The 17,509-nt window shown below is 39.3% G+C and carries 16 protein-coding genes and 3 pseudogenes; 13 read left to right on the top strand and 6 right to left on the bottom strand.

Annotated features, from left to right (window positions below; translation table 11 throughout):
- Positions 1-23 precede the first annotated feature (23 nt).
- A complete protein-coding gene (locus tag CLHUN_RS02250; RefSeq protein WP_080062938.1) occupies positions 24-1,109 on the bottom strand; it encodes a hypothetical protein in 1,086 nt (361 codons plus the stop codon).
- 593 nt (positions 1,110-1,702) lie between these two features.
- On the opposite strand from CLHUN_RS02250, the gene CLHUN_RS02255 reads away from it, so the two are divergent.
- The 5 genes from CLHUN_RS02255 (at position 1,703) to CLHUN_RS02270 (ending at position 7,508) form a co-directional block, all read left to right on the top strand.
- Entirely contained in the window at positions 1,703-3,493 is a 1,791-nt protein-coding gene (locus CLHUN_RS02255) for a phosphoenolpyruvate carboxykinase (GTP) (protein WP_080062939.1), read from the top strand.
- Between the two features lie 509 nt (positions 3,494-4,002).
- Complete coding sequence (locus CLHUN_RS21995; RefSeq protein ID WP_165755630.1) at positions 4,003-4,164, top strand: symporter small accessory protein; 162 nt, start codon at positions 4,003-4,005, stop codon at positions 4,162-4,164.
- Positions 4,165-4,343: 179 nt separating this feature from the next.
- The gene (locus tag CLHUN_RS02260) at positions 4,344-5,972 is read left to right on the top strand and encodes a sodium:solute symporter family protein (protein WP_080062940.1); all 1,629 of its coding nucleotides are present in this window, start codon (positions 4,344-4,346) and stop codon (positions 5,970-5,972) included.
- Positions 5,973-6,169: 197 nt separating this feature from the next.
- Positions 6,170-6,838 (top strand): cytochrome c biogenesis CcdA family protein, encoded by a 669-nt coding sequence (locus CLHUN_RS02265; protein ID WP_080062941.1) that lies wholly within the window; start codon positions 6,170-6,172, stop codon positions 6,836-6,838.
- A gap of 25 nt (positions 6,839-6,863) precedes the next feature.
- Entirely contained in the window at positions 6,864-7,508 is a 645-nt protein-coding gene (locus CLHUN_RS02270) for a TlpA family protein disulfide reductase (RefSeq protein ID WP_080062942.1), read from the top strand.
- A gap of 1,565 nt (positions 7,509-9,073) precedes the next feature.
- Here CLHUN_RS02270 and CLHUN_RS22840 read toward each other — a convergent pair.
- A pseudogene (locus CLHUN_RS22840) lies at positions 9,074-9,580 on the bottom strand (thioredoxin domain-containing protein); the annotation flags it as partial.
- Positions 9,581-10,146: 566 nt separating this feature from the next.
- On the opposite strand from CLHUN_RS22840, the gene CLHUN_RS02280 reads away from it, so the two are divergent.
- Complete coding sequence (locus tag CLHUN_RS02280) at positions 10,147-10,608, top strand: tryptophan-rich sensory protein (protein WP_080062943.1); 462 nt, start codon at positions 10,147-10,149, stop codon at positions 10,606-10,608.
- Between the two features lie 418 nt (positions 10,609-11,026).
- On the opposite strand, the pseudogene CLHUN_RS02285 reads toward CLHUN_RS02280, so the two are convergent.
- Together CLHUN_RS02285 and CLHUN_RS02290 are read right to left on the bottom strand one after the other, a co-directional pair.
- Positions 11,027-11,185, bottom strand: a pseudogene (locus CLHUN_RS02285) (DUF255 domain-containing protein); the annotation flags it as partial.
- Between the two features lie 225 nt (positions 11,186-11,410).
- Positions 11,411-11,908 (bottom strand): hypothetical protein, encoded by a 498-nt coding sequence (locus tag CLHUN_RS02290; protein ID WP_080062945.1) that lies wholly within the window; start codon positions 11,906-11,908, stop codon positions 11,411-11,413.
- Between the two features lie 304 nt (positions 11,909-12,212).
- Between CLHUN_RS02290 and pyrE the strand changes: the two genes are divergently transcribed.
- The 3 genes from pyrE (at position 12,213) to CLHUN_RS02305 (ending at position 13,937) form a co-directional block, all read left to right on the top strand.
- Positions 12,213-12,740: an orotate phosphoribosyltransferase gene (pyrE, locus tag CLHUN_RS02295; protein WP_080062946.1), complete on the top strand. Its 528-nt coding sequence runs from the start codon at positions 12,213-12,215 to the stop codon at positions 12,738-12,740.
- Between the two features lie 54 nt (positions 12,741-12,794).
- Positions 12,795-13,160 (top strand): NUDIX domain-containing protein, encoded by a 366-nt coding sequence (locus tag CLHUN_RS02300; protein WP_080062947.1) that lies wholly within the window; start codon positions 12,795-12,797, stop codon positions 13,158-13,160.
- Between the two features lie 414 nt (positions 13,161-13,574).
- Entirely contained in the window at positions 13,575-13,937 is a 363-nt protein-coding gene (locus tag CLHUN_RS02305) for a hypothetical protein (protein WP_080062948.1), read from the top strand.
- 92 nt (positions 13,938-14,029) lie between these two features.
- On the opposite strand, the pseudogene CLHUN_RS02310 reads toward CLHUN_RS02305, so the two are convergent.
- Together CLHUN_RS02310 and CLHUN_RS02315 are read right to left on the bottom strand one after the other, a co-directional pair.
- Positions 14,030-14,158, bottom strand: a pseudogene (locus CLHUN_RS02310) (DUF255 domain-containing protein); the annotation flags it as partial.
- A gap of 222 nt (positions 14,159-14,380) precedes the next feature.
- Positions 14,381-14,974, bottom strand: a complete 594-nt coding sequence (locus tag CLHUN_RS02315) for a hypothetical protein (protein WP_080062949.1) — start codon at positions 14,972-14,974, stop codon at positions 14,381-14,383.
- A gap of 251 nt (positions 14,975-15,225) precedes the next feature.
- Here CLHUN_RS02315 and CLHUN_RS22350 point away from each other — a divergent pair, with 251 nt between their 5' ends.
- The 4 genes from CLHUN_RS22350 (at position 15,226) to CLHUN_RS02325 (ending at position 17,264) form a co-directional block, all read left to right on the top strand.
- Complete coding sequence (locus tag CLHUN_RS22350; protein ID WP_242656412.1) at positions 15,226-15,567, top strand: helix-turn-helix transcriptional regulator; 342 nt, start codon at positions 15,226-15,228, stop codon at positions 15,565-15,567.
- Between the two features lie 109 nt (positions 15,568-15,676).
- Positions 15,677-15,886, top strand: a complete 210-nt coding sequence (locus tag CLHUN_RS22465) for a hypothetical protein (RefSeq protein WP_242656413.1) — start codon at positions 15,677-15,679, stop codon at positions 15,884-15,886.
- A gap of 137 nt (positions 15,887-16,023) precedes the next feature.
- Positions 16,024-16,173 carry a hypothetical protein gene (locus tag CLHUN_RS22000; protein ID WP_165755631.1) on the top strand — a complete coding sequence of 50 codons (150 nt, stop codon included), beginning with the start codon at positions 16,024-16,026 and terminating at the stop codon, positions 16,171-16,173.
- 158 nt (positions 16,174-16,331) lie between these two features.
- The gene (locus CLHUN_RS02325) at positions 16,332-17,264 is read left to right on the top strand and encodes a M55 family metallopeptidase (protein ID WP_080062950.1); all 933 of its coding nucleotides are present in this window, start codon (positions 16,332-16,334) and stop codon (positions 17,262-17,264) included.
- Positions 17,265-17,509 lie beyond the last annotated feature (245 nt).

Here is a 17,509-nt window from a genome sequence, read left to right on the forward strand (position 1 = left end):
GTGCAGAACCTGTGGCTTTATATTTACAGGGAGTTCAGCTTATCTATCAGAGATTTGTAGGCCTTGTCTATTTCCTCTTGATTTATCTTTTCTCCGATAATGGCTTTTATCTGGTTTTCCAGCTCTTTTGCCTTGGAGAGAAAAGAAATTCCCAGACTTATGGCGTCTTTATAGCTGCTTATTATGGAGCCCAGGTCATCCCTGTATTTTTCATCCGTTCCGGGTGCAATGGCCAACTGGTATAAATCTATAACCTCGTCATTGACTCCGGTGGGAGAATATTCGTGGGGATAAGTACTGTCAAAAACGGCAAAATCAAGCTCCCTGACAATCACCATATCTATGCTCCGGGGGTCAAGAACACAATGGTATATTTCAACATCAAACCCCTTCTCATGTGCGGCATCGGCTATTTTCCTCAGCAGTGTGGACTTTCCTGAGCCGGGCCTGCCTTTGATAAAATATCTTTTGCCAAGGTCTCTGGTCAGATCTGCTACAAAGTCAATAGAGCCTTTGTAGGTTAATCCTCCAAAGAAACGGTTCTTGATAATTCCCTCTTTTTTCAGGTTCATATCACTTAGAAACTTCTTGATGGCATTGTCGGCTATTACATCCAATTTGGAGAAGTCGATGCCGTTTAAGTAAATCTTTTCCCACTCATCGTGAATGCCCAGTGCTTTTTGAAGCTGTTCATATGCTTTTTTATAGTATTCCTGAATCTTGCCTCTCGACTGGGATATAATGCTTTCGTCCGGTTGGGAGGCCCGGGAAGCAGCCGGAGATTCCAGGTTTATTATCTCACCTGCCGCACCGCATGCCCTGGTCTTTGCTATATATCCTATTTCCCCGTCAACCACGGCCAGCTTCAGGGCGGGTATAATCATGGCCTCAACTTCAATTTCATCGGAAGCGCAATGAATGTATTCGATATCATAACCCTTAAGGTACCAATTGATTCCAAGCCTTTTCATAAGTGCGGATTTGAATTCCCCCGAACCGCCTTTAAGTATGTAGAACCTGTCAACCTCTGTGACATTGTCCTCAAAAAAGCTTACAAAACCATGCGCCGTATTGGCACTGGCATAATAATTGTAAATCCTAGCAGCCAAAAATATTCCACCTTTCAAAATATAACACTTCAATATAGTGTATGCAGGAGGCCACAATAATGCTAAGAAATGGCGTGTGCAATTTTATGCCGCTCACAATTCGTTTTTTTAATTTATTGATTTATTGTACTAAAATAAGGACAAACTTCATCAGGCAAAAAAACCTGTAAGGTTAATGTCTGGAATGCAAATATGCCAGCTTGGTAAAGACTGTATTAAAGTAAAAACATGAAATTCCAATAGTTTAAAATTGCATATTTTAATAAAAAATTTACAAATAGTATCAAAACAAATGTTGAAATTTATGGTTTACTATGTTAAGATTGTTAGTGAAAAAATTAACTAAATCTATTGCTTTATTAAACTGGTTCAAAAGACGGTGATATTTTCCGGGAATACGTGGGATGGATCGGTTATACTGAATAGTAAATTGTTCATGGCTTGATGATTTATGACAATTAATAATTTAAGATATAGTAGTGCAGAATAGTGGAGTAAGTGTTTTTTTTTGCATGGAAATCTTAATTTCAAGACATTACAAGAATACTACTCATTTACAGCAGTATATTTTATAAATCGAAGGGAGAATTATAATGACTACGAACAAGAAATTGCAAGCGTGGGTAAAAGAAGTGGCTGAGTTGACACAGCCAGATCAGATTTACTGGTGTGATGGTTCTCAGGAAGAAAACGACAGGCTTATTCAGGAATTGGTAGCTGCCGGTTTGGCTAAGCCTTTAAATGCAGAAAAGCGTCCAGGTTGCTATGCTTTCAATAGTGATCCATCAGACGTTGCCCGTGTTGAAGACAGAACATATATTGCTTCAAAGACTAAAGAAGAAGCAGGCCCTACAAACAACTGGGTAGACCCCAATGAATTGAAAGAAACCATGAAAGGTCTCTACAAGGGTTGTATGAAGGGAAGAACCATGTATGTTATTCCTTTCTCCATGGGTCCTATAGGTTCTGAAATATCAAAGATCGGCGTTGAAATTTCAGACAGTGCCTATGTTGTTATCAACATGCGTATAATGACCCGTATCGGTACAAAGGTACTTGAGACATTGGGTGACGGAGAATTCGTTCCATGCCTGCATTCAGTCGGTGCTCCTTTGGCTGAAGGCGAAAAGGATACCAAATGGCCATGTGCTCCAATCGAAAAGAAGTACATCAGCCATTTCCCAGAAGAAAGAACAATCTGGTCCTATGGTTCAGGTTACGGCGGAAACGCATTGCTCGGAAAGAAATGTTTTGCTCTCCGTATAGCTTCAGCTATAGCTCGTGAAGAAGGCTGGCTGGCTGAGCACATGTTAATCTTGAAACTCACTAGCCCTAAGGGTGAAGTAAAATATATCTGCGGTGCTTTCCCTAGTGCTTGCGGAAAAACAAACCTGGCTATGCTTGTTCCAACTATCCCAGGCTGGAAAGTTGAAACTATCGGTGACGATATAGCTTGGATGAAGTACAAGGCAGACGGCAGACTCTACGCTATCAACCCTGAAGCAGGTTTCTTCGGAGTTGCTCCCGGAACTTCAATGGATTCGAATCCAAATGCCATGCACAGCATAGAAAAGAACACTATATTCACTAACGTTGGTTTGACTGACGATGGAGATGTATGGTGGGAAGGCATGGGAGTTGCAGCACCGGCTCACTTGATTGACTGGAAGAATAAGGATTGGGCTCCTGGTTCAGAAACTCCTGCTGCTCATCCAAATGCCCGTTTCACAGCACCGGCTGAACAGTGCCCTGCAATAGCTCCCGAATGGCAGGATCCTGCAGGAGTGCCAATCTCAGCTATACTTATCGGTGGACGTCGTCCAAGCACTATTCCATTGGTACATGAAAGCTTTGACTGGAAGCACGGTGTATTCCTCGGTTCTATCATGGGTTCAGAAATCACTGCTGCTGCTATATCAGACAAGATTGGTCAAGTTCGTCGTGACCCATTTGCAATGCTTCCATTTATCGGCTACAACGTTTGCGATTACTTGCAGCACTGGTTGGATGTTGGAGCCGCTTCAACTGAAGATAAGCTGCCTAAGCTATTCTATGTAAACTGGTTCCGTAAGGACAAGGACGGCAAGTGGCTGTGGCCTGGTTACGGTGAAAACAGCCGTGTTCTCAAGTGGATATTTGAAAGAGTATCAGGAGAAGGAAAAGCTGTTAAGACTGAAATCGGTTATATGCCGACTGAAGATGCCATCGACACTGCAGGTCTTGATGTGTCAGCAGCAGATATGGCTGAACTTCTCAAGGTTAACAAGGCTGAATGGCTGCAGGAAGTTGAATCAATTAAGGAGCACTATGCTAAATACGGCAGCAAGCTCCCAACTGAATTGGCTAATCAGTTAGCAGCTTTGGAAGCTAGATTGAAGGCATAACAATTTGTAATGCTGAAACCAGTAAAATTTTATAAAGCATTTAAACCCCATCGGCAAGCCGATGGGGTTAATTTTATCCATGCATGAACTGCATTTTTCTGCTTGTTTTCTTCAGCAAAGCAGAATTTATTCCAGGTATGTAAATTTTCATATTGTTTATATGTATTTTTTATTATACAATATCAACGTAGAATGGTAATATGGTAGAATAAAGGCATATATGGAAATTGGATCAGTCTGATAGCCGGTGTTGAGTTCTGCTTTTTAGCATACTCTACACCGTTTTTTATTGTACGGCAAGAGGCAGCTTGATTAAATTCTGCAGGCCCGGTTGGCTTATGCAGAATATGTCGGCAAGGCAACTGCCGGGTCATAAGGTCAATTGGTATTGACCTTTAAAATTATTAATTTATTCCAAGGATTGCAGGTCCATATTCTCAAAGGTTTGCAGGTGCAAGTTTGTGTGAAAAGCCGGTAATCAGCAGAAGAAAGGGATGGGAGGGGATAGAATGTTTGGCATACCTGATTTGACTATTGTAGCGGTTTATTTACTGTGCATATCCAGTGCACTGCTCTGTGCAGTATACGGCCTGGTGAACTGGAACAAGGGGGGAGAACTTGAAAGTCAGCAAATAGAGGAAGAAGCAGAGTGGGAATTAGGGGAGCATTAAGCAATCCGGTCTGCAATAAAAAAAATTCAGCAAAGTTTCTTACATAATTTCCAATAAAAGCAGTTTCATATACAAGAGTATGTAGTTTAGAATATAAGAGCGGGTCGAATATTCTGGTGATAACTTACTCTTTAGAATTGTAATTTTTTAATTTCACAAATTCTAAGGAGGATTTTTGCATGGTTTTCTATTCGATAATTGTTGTTATCGTATTTCTCTTAATTACTATTTTCTTAGGGTATCTTGGCTATAAAAATACAAAATCGTCTCAGGATTTTCTTCTGGCAGGAAGGAAAACGCATCCTTTAATTATGGCATTATCCTATGGGGCGACGTTTATCAGTACTTCAGCTATTGTAGGCTTTGGCGGGCTGGCCGCAAACATGGGCATGGGCTTGCTCTGGCTTACTTTCTTCAATGTTTTCATAGGTATATTCATAGCATTTGTTCTATTTGGCAAAAAGACCAGAAGGATGGGTCACAGGCTGAATGCCCACACATTTCCGGAGCTTTTGGGTAAAAGATTTGAGTCCAAATTTATTCAAGGATTTGCTGCGGCACTTATATTCCTGTTCATGCCGATTTACGCTGCCAGTGTCATAAAAGGAGGGGCAAATTTTGTCCAGACCTATTTTGGAATACCATATGGCATTTCTCTTCTGGCTTTTGTTCTGATAGTAGCAGCCTATGTATGGATGGGCGGAATGAAGGCAGTAATGTATACCGATGCTTTCCAGGCCTGTATCATGTTTGTGGCAATGATGGTGTTGCTTATAACGGCTTATGTAAACCTTGGAGGTTTTACAGCGGCTCACCAGAAGCTTACTGATCTCTTTTCAAACCCGGCTATTCAAGAAGACATAGCTAAATCGGTTTCAACAGGCTTTCAGGGCTGGACCTCAATGCCAAAGGGAGGATCGCCCATGTGGTGGAGCCTGGTTTCAACCATTGTACTTGGAGTTGGAATCGGTGTATTGGCTCAACCGCAGCTTGTAGTGCGCTTCATGACGGTTAAAAGCGACAGGGAGCTGAACAGAGCCGTATTTTCAGGAGGTATTTTCATATTGGCCATGACCGGTGTTGCCTTTGTTGTAGGAGCACTTTCAAATGTGCTTCTGTTCGAGAAGACAGGAAAAATTGCAATAATGGCGGCGGATAAGGTAAATGACAATATAATTCCGCTGTTTATAAAATCTTTCCTGCCTGAGTGGTTTGCCGCCATATTCCTTGTGTCAATGCTTGCAGCAGCCATGTCCACCCTGAGCTCGCAGTTTCATACCATGGGAACCGCAGCGGGCAGGGACTTATACGAGAAGAGCTTTGGCAAGAAGGGCAATACCCTGACTATGACAAAGACGGCTACGCTTGTGGTTATTGTATTGAGCACCGCAATAGCCTGGTCATCAAATGGACTTCCCATAGCAGACGGTATAATAGCAAAGTTCACTACAATGTTCTTTGAATTGACAACAGCGGCATTTTTACCTGTCTATGTGGGAGCACTGTATTTCAAAAGCCTTCCCAAAGCTGCGGCAAAGTGGGGGATGATTTCGGGGTCGGCTGCCTGGTTTGTGTGGACCTTCTTTGTTCATTCAAATGCATCCTATATGCAGATATGCAAGCTTCTGACAGGCAAAACCTCCATTGTGCTGGGAACTTCTCTGGAAAAGCTTTCAATGGTAGGAACCACCTTCATAGCGCTTCCTGTGGCCATTGTGGTTTTGGCGGCGGTTTGGCTGGCAAAAGGCAGGTCGGGAAAGCTTGATATTGATGAAAAGGTTATAGACAAATGCTTCGCTAATGTATAGATAAAAAAACATTTAAATTATCTATCCCTGTAAACGTGGTATAATGTAATAAAATTAATGGAGGCTTTAAAAGGGGCTGTAGAGAAAATATCCAATAGAACTTGGTGTATAGTCTGCATATTTTTGATACGCTCCTTTGCCTTTTTATGGATTTTGCCGGAGGCAGGAGCCGGAACGGCGGTAATGGAGGAGCTCGATTGCAATACCTTATTCTGTTTCTTGAGGGAATTATAACTTTTATTTCACCGTGCATGCTGCCCATGCTGCCCATTTATGTCCTGTACTTTGCAGGTACCGTGGAGGAGGGGAAAGGTCTGAGGGCCTTCATAAATTCCCTGGGGTTTGTCCTTGGCTTTACAGCAGTATTTGTTCTGCTGGGGGCCTTTGCCGGAGCGGTGGGTGGATTTCTGAAGGAATATAATACAATATTGAACCTTGTTTCCGGGTTGATAGTGATTTTGCTGGGACTTGGATTTTTAAACCTGATAAGATTGCCTTTTATGGGGCAGGTGGGCAAAATCACTGCCAGGGTGGAAAGGCTCAGGTTCATGTCGGCTTTTTTGTTCGGAATTATTTTTTCCATAAGCTGGACGCCATGCGTGGGGGCTTTTCTGGGTTCTGCCCTCATGCAGGCGGGGCAGCAGGGAGAAATGGTAAAAGGAATTATAATGCTGTTGTTTTATTCTTTGGGACTGGGAGTGCCTTTTGTGATATGCGCAGTGCTCATAGACAGGCTGAAGGGTGCCTTTGATGCAGTGAAAAGACATTATAAAAGCATAAATATCATCTCAGGAGTATTTTTGATTCTAGTCGGAATACTTATGATGACAGGCCGTTTAGGATATCTGCTGCTGCTTTTGTCATAAAATACCGTCTGGAAAGGGAGGCTGTATGAGCAGGAAACTTAAAACATTGATAGGAATACTGGCGTTTATAATTTTAATGGGTGGGGCGTATATTGGCTATAATATTTTGAGTGCACAGTACAGCCCTGGAAGAGGCCAGATTTCTGAGGGTAATAATGCCAGGCCGTCCGGGAACAGCACTGCAGATGGTACAGGCAGTGCGGCACGAAGCCAGGGACAAGGCGCTGAACAAAGCGGGGCAAGTGATGAAGACGGGGTAAAAGCACCGGATTTTTCAGTAGTTGACGGTGAAGGCAATACGGTAAAACTGACGGATTTTGAAGGAAAGCCGCTGGTGGTGAATTTCTGGGCATCCTGGTGCCCCCCCTGCAAGGAGGAGATGCCTCATTTTGATAAGGCATACAAGGATTACGGGGAGCAGGTCAATTTTATGATGGTGGACCTTACCGACGGACAGCGGGAAACAGTGGAAAAGGGACAGAGCTACGTTGAAGGACAGGGCTTTGAGTTTCCGGTGTACTTTGACACCCGGCAGGAGGCTGCCTATACTTACATGATAAGGTCTATTCCAACAACGCTTTTTATTGACAGTGACGGCTACCTGGTTGACCTGGCCCAGGGTTCCATGGATGAAAAAACTCTGAGAGGTTATATAGAGAGCATAAAGTAATGCTGCAATAAGGAACTTGGTTATCTTGCAGAGGACAGCCTGCTGATAAGCTCAGAAGGCTCAGTTACAGGAGACGAACAGGCAAAATTTCTGCAGACATAAGCCGCGTTTTTATTGTCAAGTCCCTTGTACTCCTCTATAAAAGGAACGAGTTCTGCAAGCTCGGGGGTTATGTTGGCAACAGCTATGGAAAACGGACTGTAAATACTGTTATAGGCATTGGACATATGGCTGCCGGCATTACCTGTCATTACCACTTCGGAGGCATTTTCGGAAATGGAGTACATATAGGCGCAGAGCATATAACTGTGGCCGGTTGGAGCGGATTCCACCTCATCGCTGAAATAGTCCATAATGCTTTTTGCCCTTTCCTCAAGTTCATGCTGCCCGGTCAGCCTGGCTAATCTTATGAGATTCATGGCAGCCGCTGAATTTCCTGAAGGCATGGCACCGTCATAGCCTTCCCTGGGACGGGTAATGAGCTCTTCAGAATCCTTGCCGTAAAGAAAGAGGCCTTTTGAGTTTTCATCCGTAAAGAGCTCCAGCATTTGCCCGTTTAATTTCAGGGCATATTTCAAATATTCTGCCTTGTAGGTTGCCTCATATAGCTCCAGCAGTCCCCATACCAGAAAGGCGTAATCCTCCAGAAAGGCATTTATAGCAGCCTCTCCCGCCCTGTATCTGGCAAGGAGTCTTCCTTCCGGGCTTAAGAGCTTTTCAAGTATAAAGCCGGCGCACTTTTCCGCGGCGGAAATAAACCTGCTTTGTTTAAAAATTCTGCCGCAATAGGCAAAGGCGGCCAGCATCAGACCATTCCAGCCGGTGAGGATTTTATCATCCTTGTATGGGTGCAGCCTGTTCTCTCTGCGGTTGAACAGCTTTATACGGCACTTCTCGGCAAACTCCAGCTTATCTTCGGTTAAGGAGCCTGTCTCAATAAGATTGGGAATGTTTTTATCCTCAAAATTGCCCGATTCTGTAATGTCATAGAGCCTGCAGTATTCCTCCGCGTCACTGGGGCCCAGTACTTCTGATATTTCCTCGGGTGTCCACACGTAGAATTTTCCTTCCACACCCTCGGAATCCGCATCCTCCGCAGAGTAAAAGCCGCCTTCAGAAGAGGTCATGTCTCTTAAAACATATTCAAGTATCTGGCATGCAGCAGCAGAATATTCTTTTTTTCCTGTGGCGCTGAAGGCTTCACCATAGGCCAGTGCCAAAAGCGCATTGTCGTACAGCATTTTTTCGAAGTGGGGAACAAGCCACTTCCTGTCTGTGGAGTACCTGCTGAAGCCAAACCCGATATGATCGAATATTCCTCCGGTTTTCATGGATACAAGTGTCTTTTCAACGATTTCAAGAGCATAGGGTTCCTTGAAGTCATACCAATATCTGAGAAGGAACAGGAGATTGTGAGGGGAGGGAAATTTGGGGGCTCTGCCAAAGCCGCCGTAACTGCTGTCAAAGCTGTACTTGAGGTGGGAAAAGGCGTCTTGAATTGCAGCCCTGGTCAATTCACCGCCGCTTGGGCCTTTCTCAGCGCTCTGATAGGCTATGATCTCACGGGCAGAGTCCAACAGAGCTTTTCTATTGTTTTCCCATGCATCCCGGATGGCTTGGAGGAGACTCAGCAAACCCATGGTTCCCCGGCTGTCATCCTTGGGATAATAGGTTCCTGCGAAAAACGGCTGCCTGCCGGGAGTGAGAAACACAGTCAGCGGCCAGCCTCCATACCCTGTAAGTGCCTGGCACACTGACATGTAAATGCTGTCTATATCAGGCCGTTCCTCACGGTCTACCTTGATGCATACGAAATATTTATTGAGCAGTTGTGCCACTTCCAGGTCTTCGAAGGATTCCCGCTCCATTACGTGGCACCAATGGCATGTAAACCCATTTATTTCCAACCACTAGGAATACCCAATAGAAAGGAAGATAGGCTTATCTTCTTGCGCAGCTTTTTCAAAAGCTTGGCAACTCCATGGAAACCAGTTTACAGGATTATATGCATGTTGCAGTAAATATGGCGATTTCTCATGGATTAATCTATTGGGTTCTCTACTGTTAGTCATAGGGCATCAACTCCTTTCTATGTTTAAGATATACTTAGCATACCCAAGAAGCAACAAATGATACCGTTTGACATATCTCAACAAGCCAGATTGCGACACATATTACACTGTCAAGAATGCAAGGCACAACCCAGTGTTAATGCTATAAATCTCGCAGAATGATTACAGCCCGATCACTTTAAGGGTGTGAACGGGCTGTAATATGTATGGTATATTTATTAGGTATAGATATGATAAAGTGTTTAGTGTACGGTGTTATGCTTATTAGCTAAAGGTTCAATTATCACCTAAAATAGTTTTAATAGTTTCTTCAATTGCTCCAGTAAGCCTATTAACTTGTGAAAGCCAATAAAAAGAAACGGCTTCATTTGTCAAGGGGTCAAAAGGATTTTTTGTAATTTAACGATGGGATTACCTTTCCGATTACCTTTATCAAAAAGAAAAAGCATAGCAATCCGCGCCGGATTGTGCTATTCTGTTAAATGAGCCGTACTGTACCATTCTTTTCTACATAAACGGGAGGAACAGGCATAGAACGGCAGTATTTATATTTTGTGAGGTGTGCTATGGGTTTTAACGTAATAGCATTTTTATACACGTTGGGTTGTTGCCTGATATCAATTTTTATTGCCGGTAAATCCCAGACCAAGGATTATCAGGAATGGTTTGACAGCCTGAAGCACCCGGATAATGCATTGCTGTCGAGAATAATGCGTTATTTAGGTGTTATTGTCTATCTGATGTTTGGCTTTATTTTATACAATGTTATTGTGAACAACGATATTGTTTCCATAGTCCTGACGGTTGTTGTTATCCTACTGTTGGGCTTATCCCCTTTATTACTCCAAAAAACAAAAAATTTGAAAGTGTTTTTCTATGCCATGCTCATATTCCCTGTTATTTTGCCGGTATTGGCATTCTTTTTACTGCAAACCAACCTTGTCTTTGCAATACTGGTCACAGCATACTTTTTATGGATATTATACGAGATGTCATACTTTTACCGTCTTATGAAGCTGAACAAGTAAGTTTTAGAACGCACATTATAAGCATTTCTCACCCTCACCCCGGCAAAACGCCAATCCCCGATTAACGAGATTATCTACCTTATTCAAAAAGAATACCGGCGGGGAAAGAAGAATCAACCCATTTCCCCGCCGGTTAGGATTTTAGGAAGCCGCTTCCGATATTGCTCAGTCGCACGATTGGCTGAATATCTCTTAATGTTAAATGTATGTTCATGCGTCCTACCTTTAACATTAAGACTTAGGTTCTTAATTTCATCTTCGATGGTTAGCTTTTTTTGTTCAGACATTATTTTCTCCGCCTCCCAAAATATAAATATACTTTACACATTATATCATTTTAATTAATCAATTCAACCTAAAATCATATGGGTGCAGTAACTTGATTGCCACCAGTGGCAACATCTTTGAATACAGGTCAGCTATAGCCAATAGATAGAAAGACAGGTTTATCTTCCTGCATTGCCTTATCAAAGGCTTCCTGACTCCATGGATACCATTCAACAGGGTTGTAAGCATGTTGCAAAAGGTATGGGGATTTTTCAGTAATCAGTCTATTGGCTTTCTTATTAGTTGACATGTGGGCATCACCTTCCTTTCATTTTAAAATATTTACATATAGACTTTGTTAATCCTATATAGTTTATTATTTACCACTAAAGTATTATTTGAAATAAAACAAATATGTATTCAAATAAAAAAGAGCAGGTGGGAGCATTCCACCATGCCCTAAATTATTTTCTGCATAATAATAAAAAGAACAATATCATTTTTTCCAGTATCTTCATTCTCAGTACCTGCTGGATTAGTTGGAATTTACATCCTTATCCATTCTGTTAATGGTAGTGCCTTGAAAGTGGATTATATCAGCTTCTTTTAGTGGATATCTTGATAGTAGAATAGCTGTGTTATTACCTCTGGATAGCCTTGCCCTTCCAACAGCCTGTAACAACTCACTTTCAAGGTTGTAGGATTGTACCATCTTTAATAGTGGGTCATTGAATGTTCCATATCTCAATCTAAATTCATTTACTTCCTGTTTTTCATGTGTAATAAACTCACTATTGAGGTCAATTTTATCTCCAAATAACATTATACCAACCATTTTATAAGTTATTTCTGGAACATTTGGTGTACCTATCAGGACAATGTTTTTACCTTTCAAGTGGTCTTGCCCAATGGCTTTACCATAGTAGGTTTTTTTATCAACTGAAATATTCCTTGCTTCCAAGGCTTCTACTAATGTTTTAGAGGTTGTACCCTTGTAAGTCAATGCAGTAAAGTTATACTTGCCATCCTCCAACACTCCACCATTTTCAAGAAGGATTTAACCTTGTACAACTTAAAGTTAATTGTTATGCTTTCATCAATACCCTGTGAAAGGCTCATAATAAGATGGTTGTATATACCTTAATGTACACAGTCTACAGCAAGCAGAGCAGTAAGGAAGTTAAAAAAGAAGTTGGCAAGATAAAGGAAGCCTTTAGTGTCAGTTTAGGAGGGCTTCTTTTGTTTTTATTTCAATTAAATTTTAATTTGTAGACTTGGTTTTATTTAGAAGGAAATGGTATAATGAATAAAATTTAATTTTATATGGGGTGGTCAATTTGGATAAAAATATTTTAGCCAAGGAAATTTATAATATTTCTCATCTGACAGGTACATTCAAGTTAAGGTCAGGTCAGATATCAAGAGAGTATTTTGATAAATACCTTTTTGAGTCAAATCCTCAAGTCTTGATTTCAATAGTTGAATATATGTCAAAACTCATTCCTCAAAACACAGAAGTTTTAGCAGGTCTTGAAATGGGAGGTATTCCTATTGCAACTGCATTATCTATCAAAACTGGCATTCCTGCTGTTTTTGTTAGAAAAAAAGCTAAGGATTATGGTACTTGCAAATTAGCAGAAGGTATGGACATTTCTGGAAAGAATGTGTGCATTATTGAAGATGTTGTTACTACTGGTGGGCAGATTATTCTGAGTGCAGATGACTTAAAAAAATTTAATGCCAAAGTTAATAATGTATTATGTGTCATCCTTAGAAATGAAGAAGGCAGAGATAAATTGAGAAATGCTGGACTTCATTTAATGGAACTGTTTACTATGAGTGACTTAAATCCCAATAAATTATAATAAAGGATGGTCAAGAATGGATTTTGAGAAGAAGATTTTTTTGCAGTTAAGGCATTGATACTTCATGAGGGTAAGTTTTTAGCTATGCATAAAAGTGAAATTAAAGAAAACTGGCTGGAGCTTCCAGGAGGTAGAATGGAGTTTGGAGAAAGTGCAGAAGAAACTGTAATAAGGGAAGTGTCAGAGGAAACTGGGCTTACTATAAAACCTGTTAAACTTTTGGATACATGGAACTCAGTTAAGGAAGATTATCAGATAACAGGTATAATTTATTCTTGCATTATTGAAAAAGGTGAAGTAAGACTATCAGCTGAACATGACAGATATGAGTGGTTAAATGCTGATGCCACAGAAATTGATAAATTGCATAAAGTGTTTAGAGAGAAAATGGTAAATTGGGATTGGAATAAACTTTTATAAATTTCTAAAATGCCATTCCTGTTATTTATATTGACTCAAAAAGAAATGCACCCACTTTGAGGAATGTATTGGTGTTTTTGTATTGTGATAAAGGTTTGTGAGTCTGTATAACTTTAGGTATCTCAAAAAATAAAAGGGAAGGTTTTATTCCAAAATTCTGAAAAGAATCTAAATTGGGTCTGTGATAATCTTTGCCAGTTCCTATGGAAATGTACCCCCCCCCTTTTTCAGAAATATACTGGAACATAAACAAGTTTTAGTAACAAAGTATTTGTTGTAATTATTTGCAGTTTTTATCAGAAGAAAGAAGTTTACAATAATAGTACTAGTTTATTTGGTTGAAGCTGTTTATATATTGATGAAAAAAAGAAAATTAATAAGCAATTAGATAACCTTATAGATATGCAGCTTGCTATGGGTGTTAATCAGAGGCTTATTGATACAGGAAATAAGTTAAACTATAGACTACAGAAAATTGAGGAAGAACTTCAAAGCATTGATGTTGATACAGATAGAAATGAGTTTTTTGAAAAACTGGTTGAACTTCACAAAGACTTTTTAAACCAACCTTACAACTGGCAAAGTGAGGATAGTGAACTAAGGAATTTAACTCTCAAAAAATACATTGATAAAATTGTGTATACAAGGGATGTTAGTAATCCCAATAAACCTAAACTTGAAATCCATTATACAGATGTAGTTAAACAAGGAATAGAACTGAAAGAGCAAGCAAGAGAAATGAGTAAAATATCAACAAAAACTTGGACTTTTGATTAATAAGACACAATATGGGATGGGTGAAAATTGCCTATCCTTTTTTTATGTTGTATGATGTAGATAAGCTATATTGGCAAGATGTAGCAATATGTATTCTCACCGGCTGCTCTTGCAAAGGCTTCAGGGCCCCACGGATACCAGTCCACGGGGTTGTGGGCGTGCTGCAGGAGGTAGGGGGATTTTTCACTTATCAACCTATTCGTATATTTATAATCTATCATTATTTCAACTCCAATCAATTAGTTTTCTTCATTATTACCCAATTTAACAAAACAAATAATTCTTATGACAGTTTGGGTTCGATACTTATAACGAGGTAATATTGATAGTAATAAGTTTAAATTATATGGCGCATTGCATTGGGAAATGAGAATAACAACAATATGATTATCATAAAGGTGTCCGCCTTTTCTTTCAAAAAATACGAGGAGAATATTAATTAACTATTTATATCTGAATGTCTTGATAATTTCTAAAGCAGTATCTTCCTGTACAAACCCTGTAAAAAATTTGATATCATAAACTTCTTTGGTACCAAAGTTCAGCTTTTCATTACTACTTGTTAAGGGTAAATAGAAATGTAATTCTTCAGTAATTGTGTCATCATTGGCAGCAGCAGGCAAACTTCTTGCAAGTTTAACCATCAGAACATCTGTAGAAAATCCTTGCAGATGCTTTTCATATAGCAGTTCATAATGGTTTCCATAGGTTAAATAACCATATCTGGCTACTTCTCCAACCTTTTTATCACCAATATAGAATTCTGTTTCAATTCCATCTGTTTTAACTTTCCATTTACTTGGTACTGTAATAGAATATGCTTTTATTTCAACTTTTTGGTTCAAATCCGATAGTTTATAGGTTGTACTATCCAAAGACCCCTCTTGGGGCTTCTCAGGCTCAAAATATGCTCCTTCATCTGAGTTATCTACATTAATATTGGTTGGTATAGAACTGGCATAACAAGGTAAGCTATTTATGGCAAAACAAGCAATTAAGCTGAATGAAATTAATCTGATTTTATTTAGCAAAAGCATTCACTCTCCCTTTAAAGTTTTAAATATATTCTTAATGTCTATAATCAACAATACAAATTTATATATACAACCTAATTTTATAAAAAAAGAGAGGTTTTTTAACCTCCTCACATTATGAGGGATTATTTAATGAAGTATGACGAAAGTAATGATACAATCAATTTAATATCGCAACACAGGAAATGTTTATACCCACTCCCAATGCTAAACTTAAGTTACCGTACGGAAAGGTAATCAAAAGGAAAACAACAATGACCACAAGTGAACTGCTACAGAAGTCAATTGACTACATTGGGGAAAATTTAAAGTGTGAACTTTCCTTGTCTGAACTTGCAGAGATTGCAGGATTTTCGACTTATCACTTTTGCCATATTTTTTGTGACTTTGTAGGTATGCCTGTTACAGCTTTTATCACGAAATGCAGGCTTCATCATGCAATCTATGATGTTCAAAATGGCAGCAAATTAGTTGATACTGCTCTATTGTATGGTTTTGATACCCACGCAGGATTTTTCAAAGCATTCAGGCGGGAATTTGGTTGCTCTCCGACAAAGTTTTTAAAAATTAATACTGCAATTAAACGGATTTATTGATTTTGTTATCAGCGAACGGAACGTAAGAGTTTTTGACCCTTGCTATTGTGCTACAGGAATTTTATCGGAAGCTGGTGAAGTCGATGGTGGTTTTGAAAAAGGGGGTGAGATGCTAAAAGGAATAATTTACGGATATGATGATATTTGTAAATTGACAGACATTGAAAAGAAGTCAATCCCATATGTGATTTATTCTATTCAAATGATTTTCATTGCTTGGTTGATTGAACACGAAGCATATAAAAATTGTGCTATGCAAAACAGAAAAATGCTTATTTGGATTTGGGAAAACAAAGATAAATGCTTTGGAGTATTGTGAGTTATAATTTAAACTTAATCTTGATATTAATTTCTTTACGTGGATGTACATGTAATCAGCATGATAATTCAGTTAAGTATAGTACGGAACTTCAAGATAGAATATGCAAAGGCGAGCAAAGGAGTTGAAAATTCAATATGGATTATGAAAATTATATGGAGCTATACGAAGCAGTATATTTTTTCAATAGAATTAATTGTTGTGTTGATAATAAATTACCACAACTAATAAACAAGGAAGAAATTAAAAGATTAGGAATAAATGAAAGCATATATAAGGGTACATAGGGTTCTTACCCTCTATTGTGAACATGTACATAATTCATTGGTCTACATAAACAGATTCGTCAATAATAGTTTGACCTAATAAGAAATAATTGATATTATTGGAACATATTTATAATTCCATAAAAATAACTTTATAAAATATATTAGGAGAACTATTTATGAGGGTTTTGATTTGTTGTGATATAGAAGGTGCATCAAGTGTAAATGACTATCGGCAAATAGCTCCTTTTTGGGGAAACAAGGGATATGAGGACTGCATTCGGGCAATAACAAGTGATGTTAATTCTGCTATCAGAGGACTAAAAAGGGCCGGTGCAATTTCAATAGATATATTTGATGGGCATGGAGATGGTGGAAACCTAAGACAGGATATGATTGAAGGGGATGCAGTTATTATAAGTAAGGATGTACCGAGTCTGGCAAAGTGCAAATATGATGCAGTCCTTTTGATAGGGCAACATGCTTGCGCTGGAACCGCAGATGGCTTTTTGAGCCATACAGGGGGTACTGACTATACATTGAATGTAAATGGTAAATATATTGGTGAAGTAGCTAATGGTGCTTGGTTGTTTGGCTCGTATAACACTCCAGCTATCATGGTAACGGGTGATGATGCCGCAATTAGAGAAGCAAAAGCCTTACTTCCAGGAATAGAAGGCGTAATAGTTAAAAAGTCTTTAAATCGAATGGAAACTATGTGCCTTCCAATAGAGGAAACCAGCAAAGATATAGAAGAGAAGGCTTTTAACTCATTGAAAAGACTGAATAATTTGAAACCATTTATCATAGAGCCACCTATAAAATTGGAAATAGAGTTTATAAATCCAGGTATGGCGCAAATGATGCAATTCTATGTGCCAAAATGTAATTATAAAGAAGACAATGTTGTATCATACATAGCTGATGAATATGAAGACATTTTTAAGGCTACCATGATGGCTAATTTGATTGCTTCTACATTTTTTACACAGTCTATTATGGGTGAGGCATATCAGATTAACGGAGTTGCAGAATTTCTTCAGAATAAATTAATAGAAAGATTGGAAAATTGGGCTATAAAAAAGTCTCCATTTCCAATTGTAAAATATTAACCAGACTTGTTTGTTATAAGCGTGTTGTAACAGATAAGGAGACTTTTCCTGTAACAGCCTATTGGGCATTCTGTTATTTGTTATCAGGGGATCACCTCCTTAGCCATTCACGTTTGAGCTATTCGATTGTTATACGATTGAATTCGTACTAAAATGGGAAATAAAAAGCCCCAACGACATTTACCGTTAAAGCTTTGATATAACTGAATTATATGAATTTAAAGAAGGGAAAAAACACTCAAATT

The organism is Ruminiclostridium hungatei (genome assembly GCF_002051585.1).
Classification (GTDB): Bacteria; Bacillota; Clostridia; order Acetivibrionales; family DSM-1351; genus Ruminiclostridium; species Ruminiclostridium hungatei.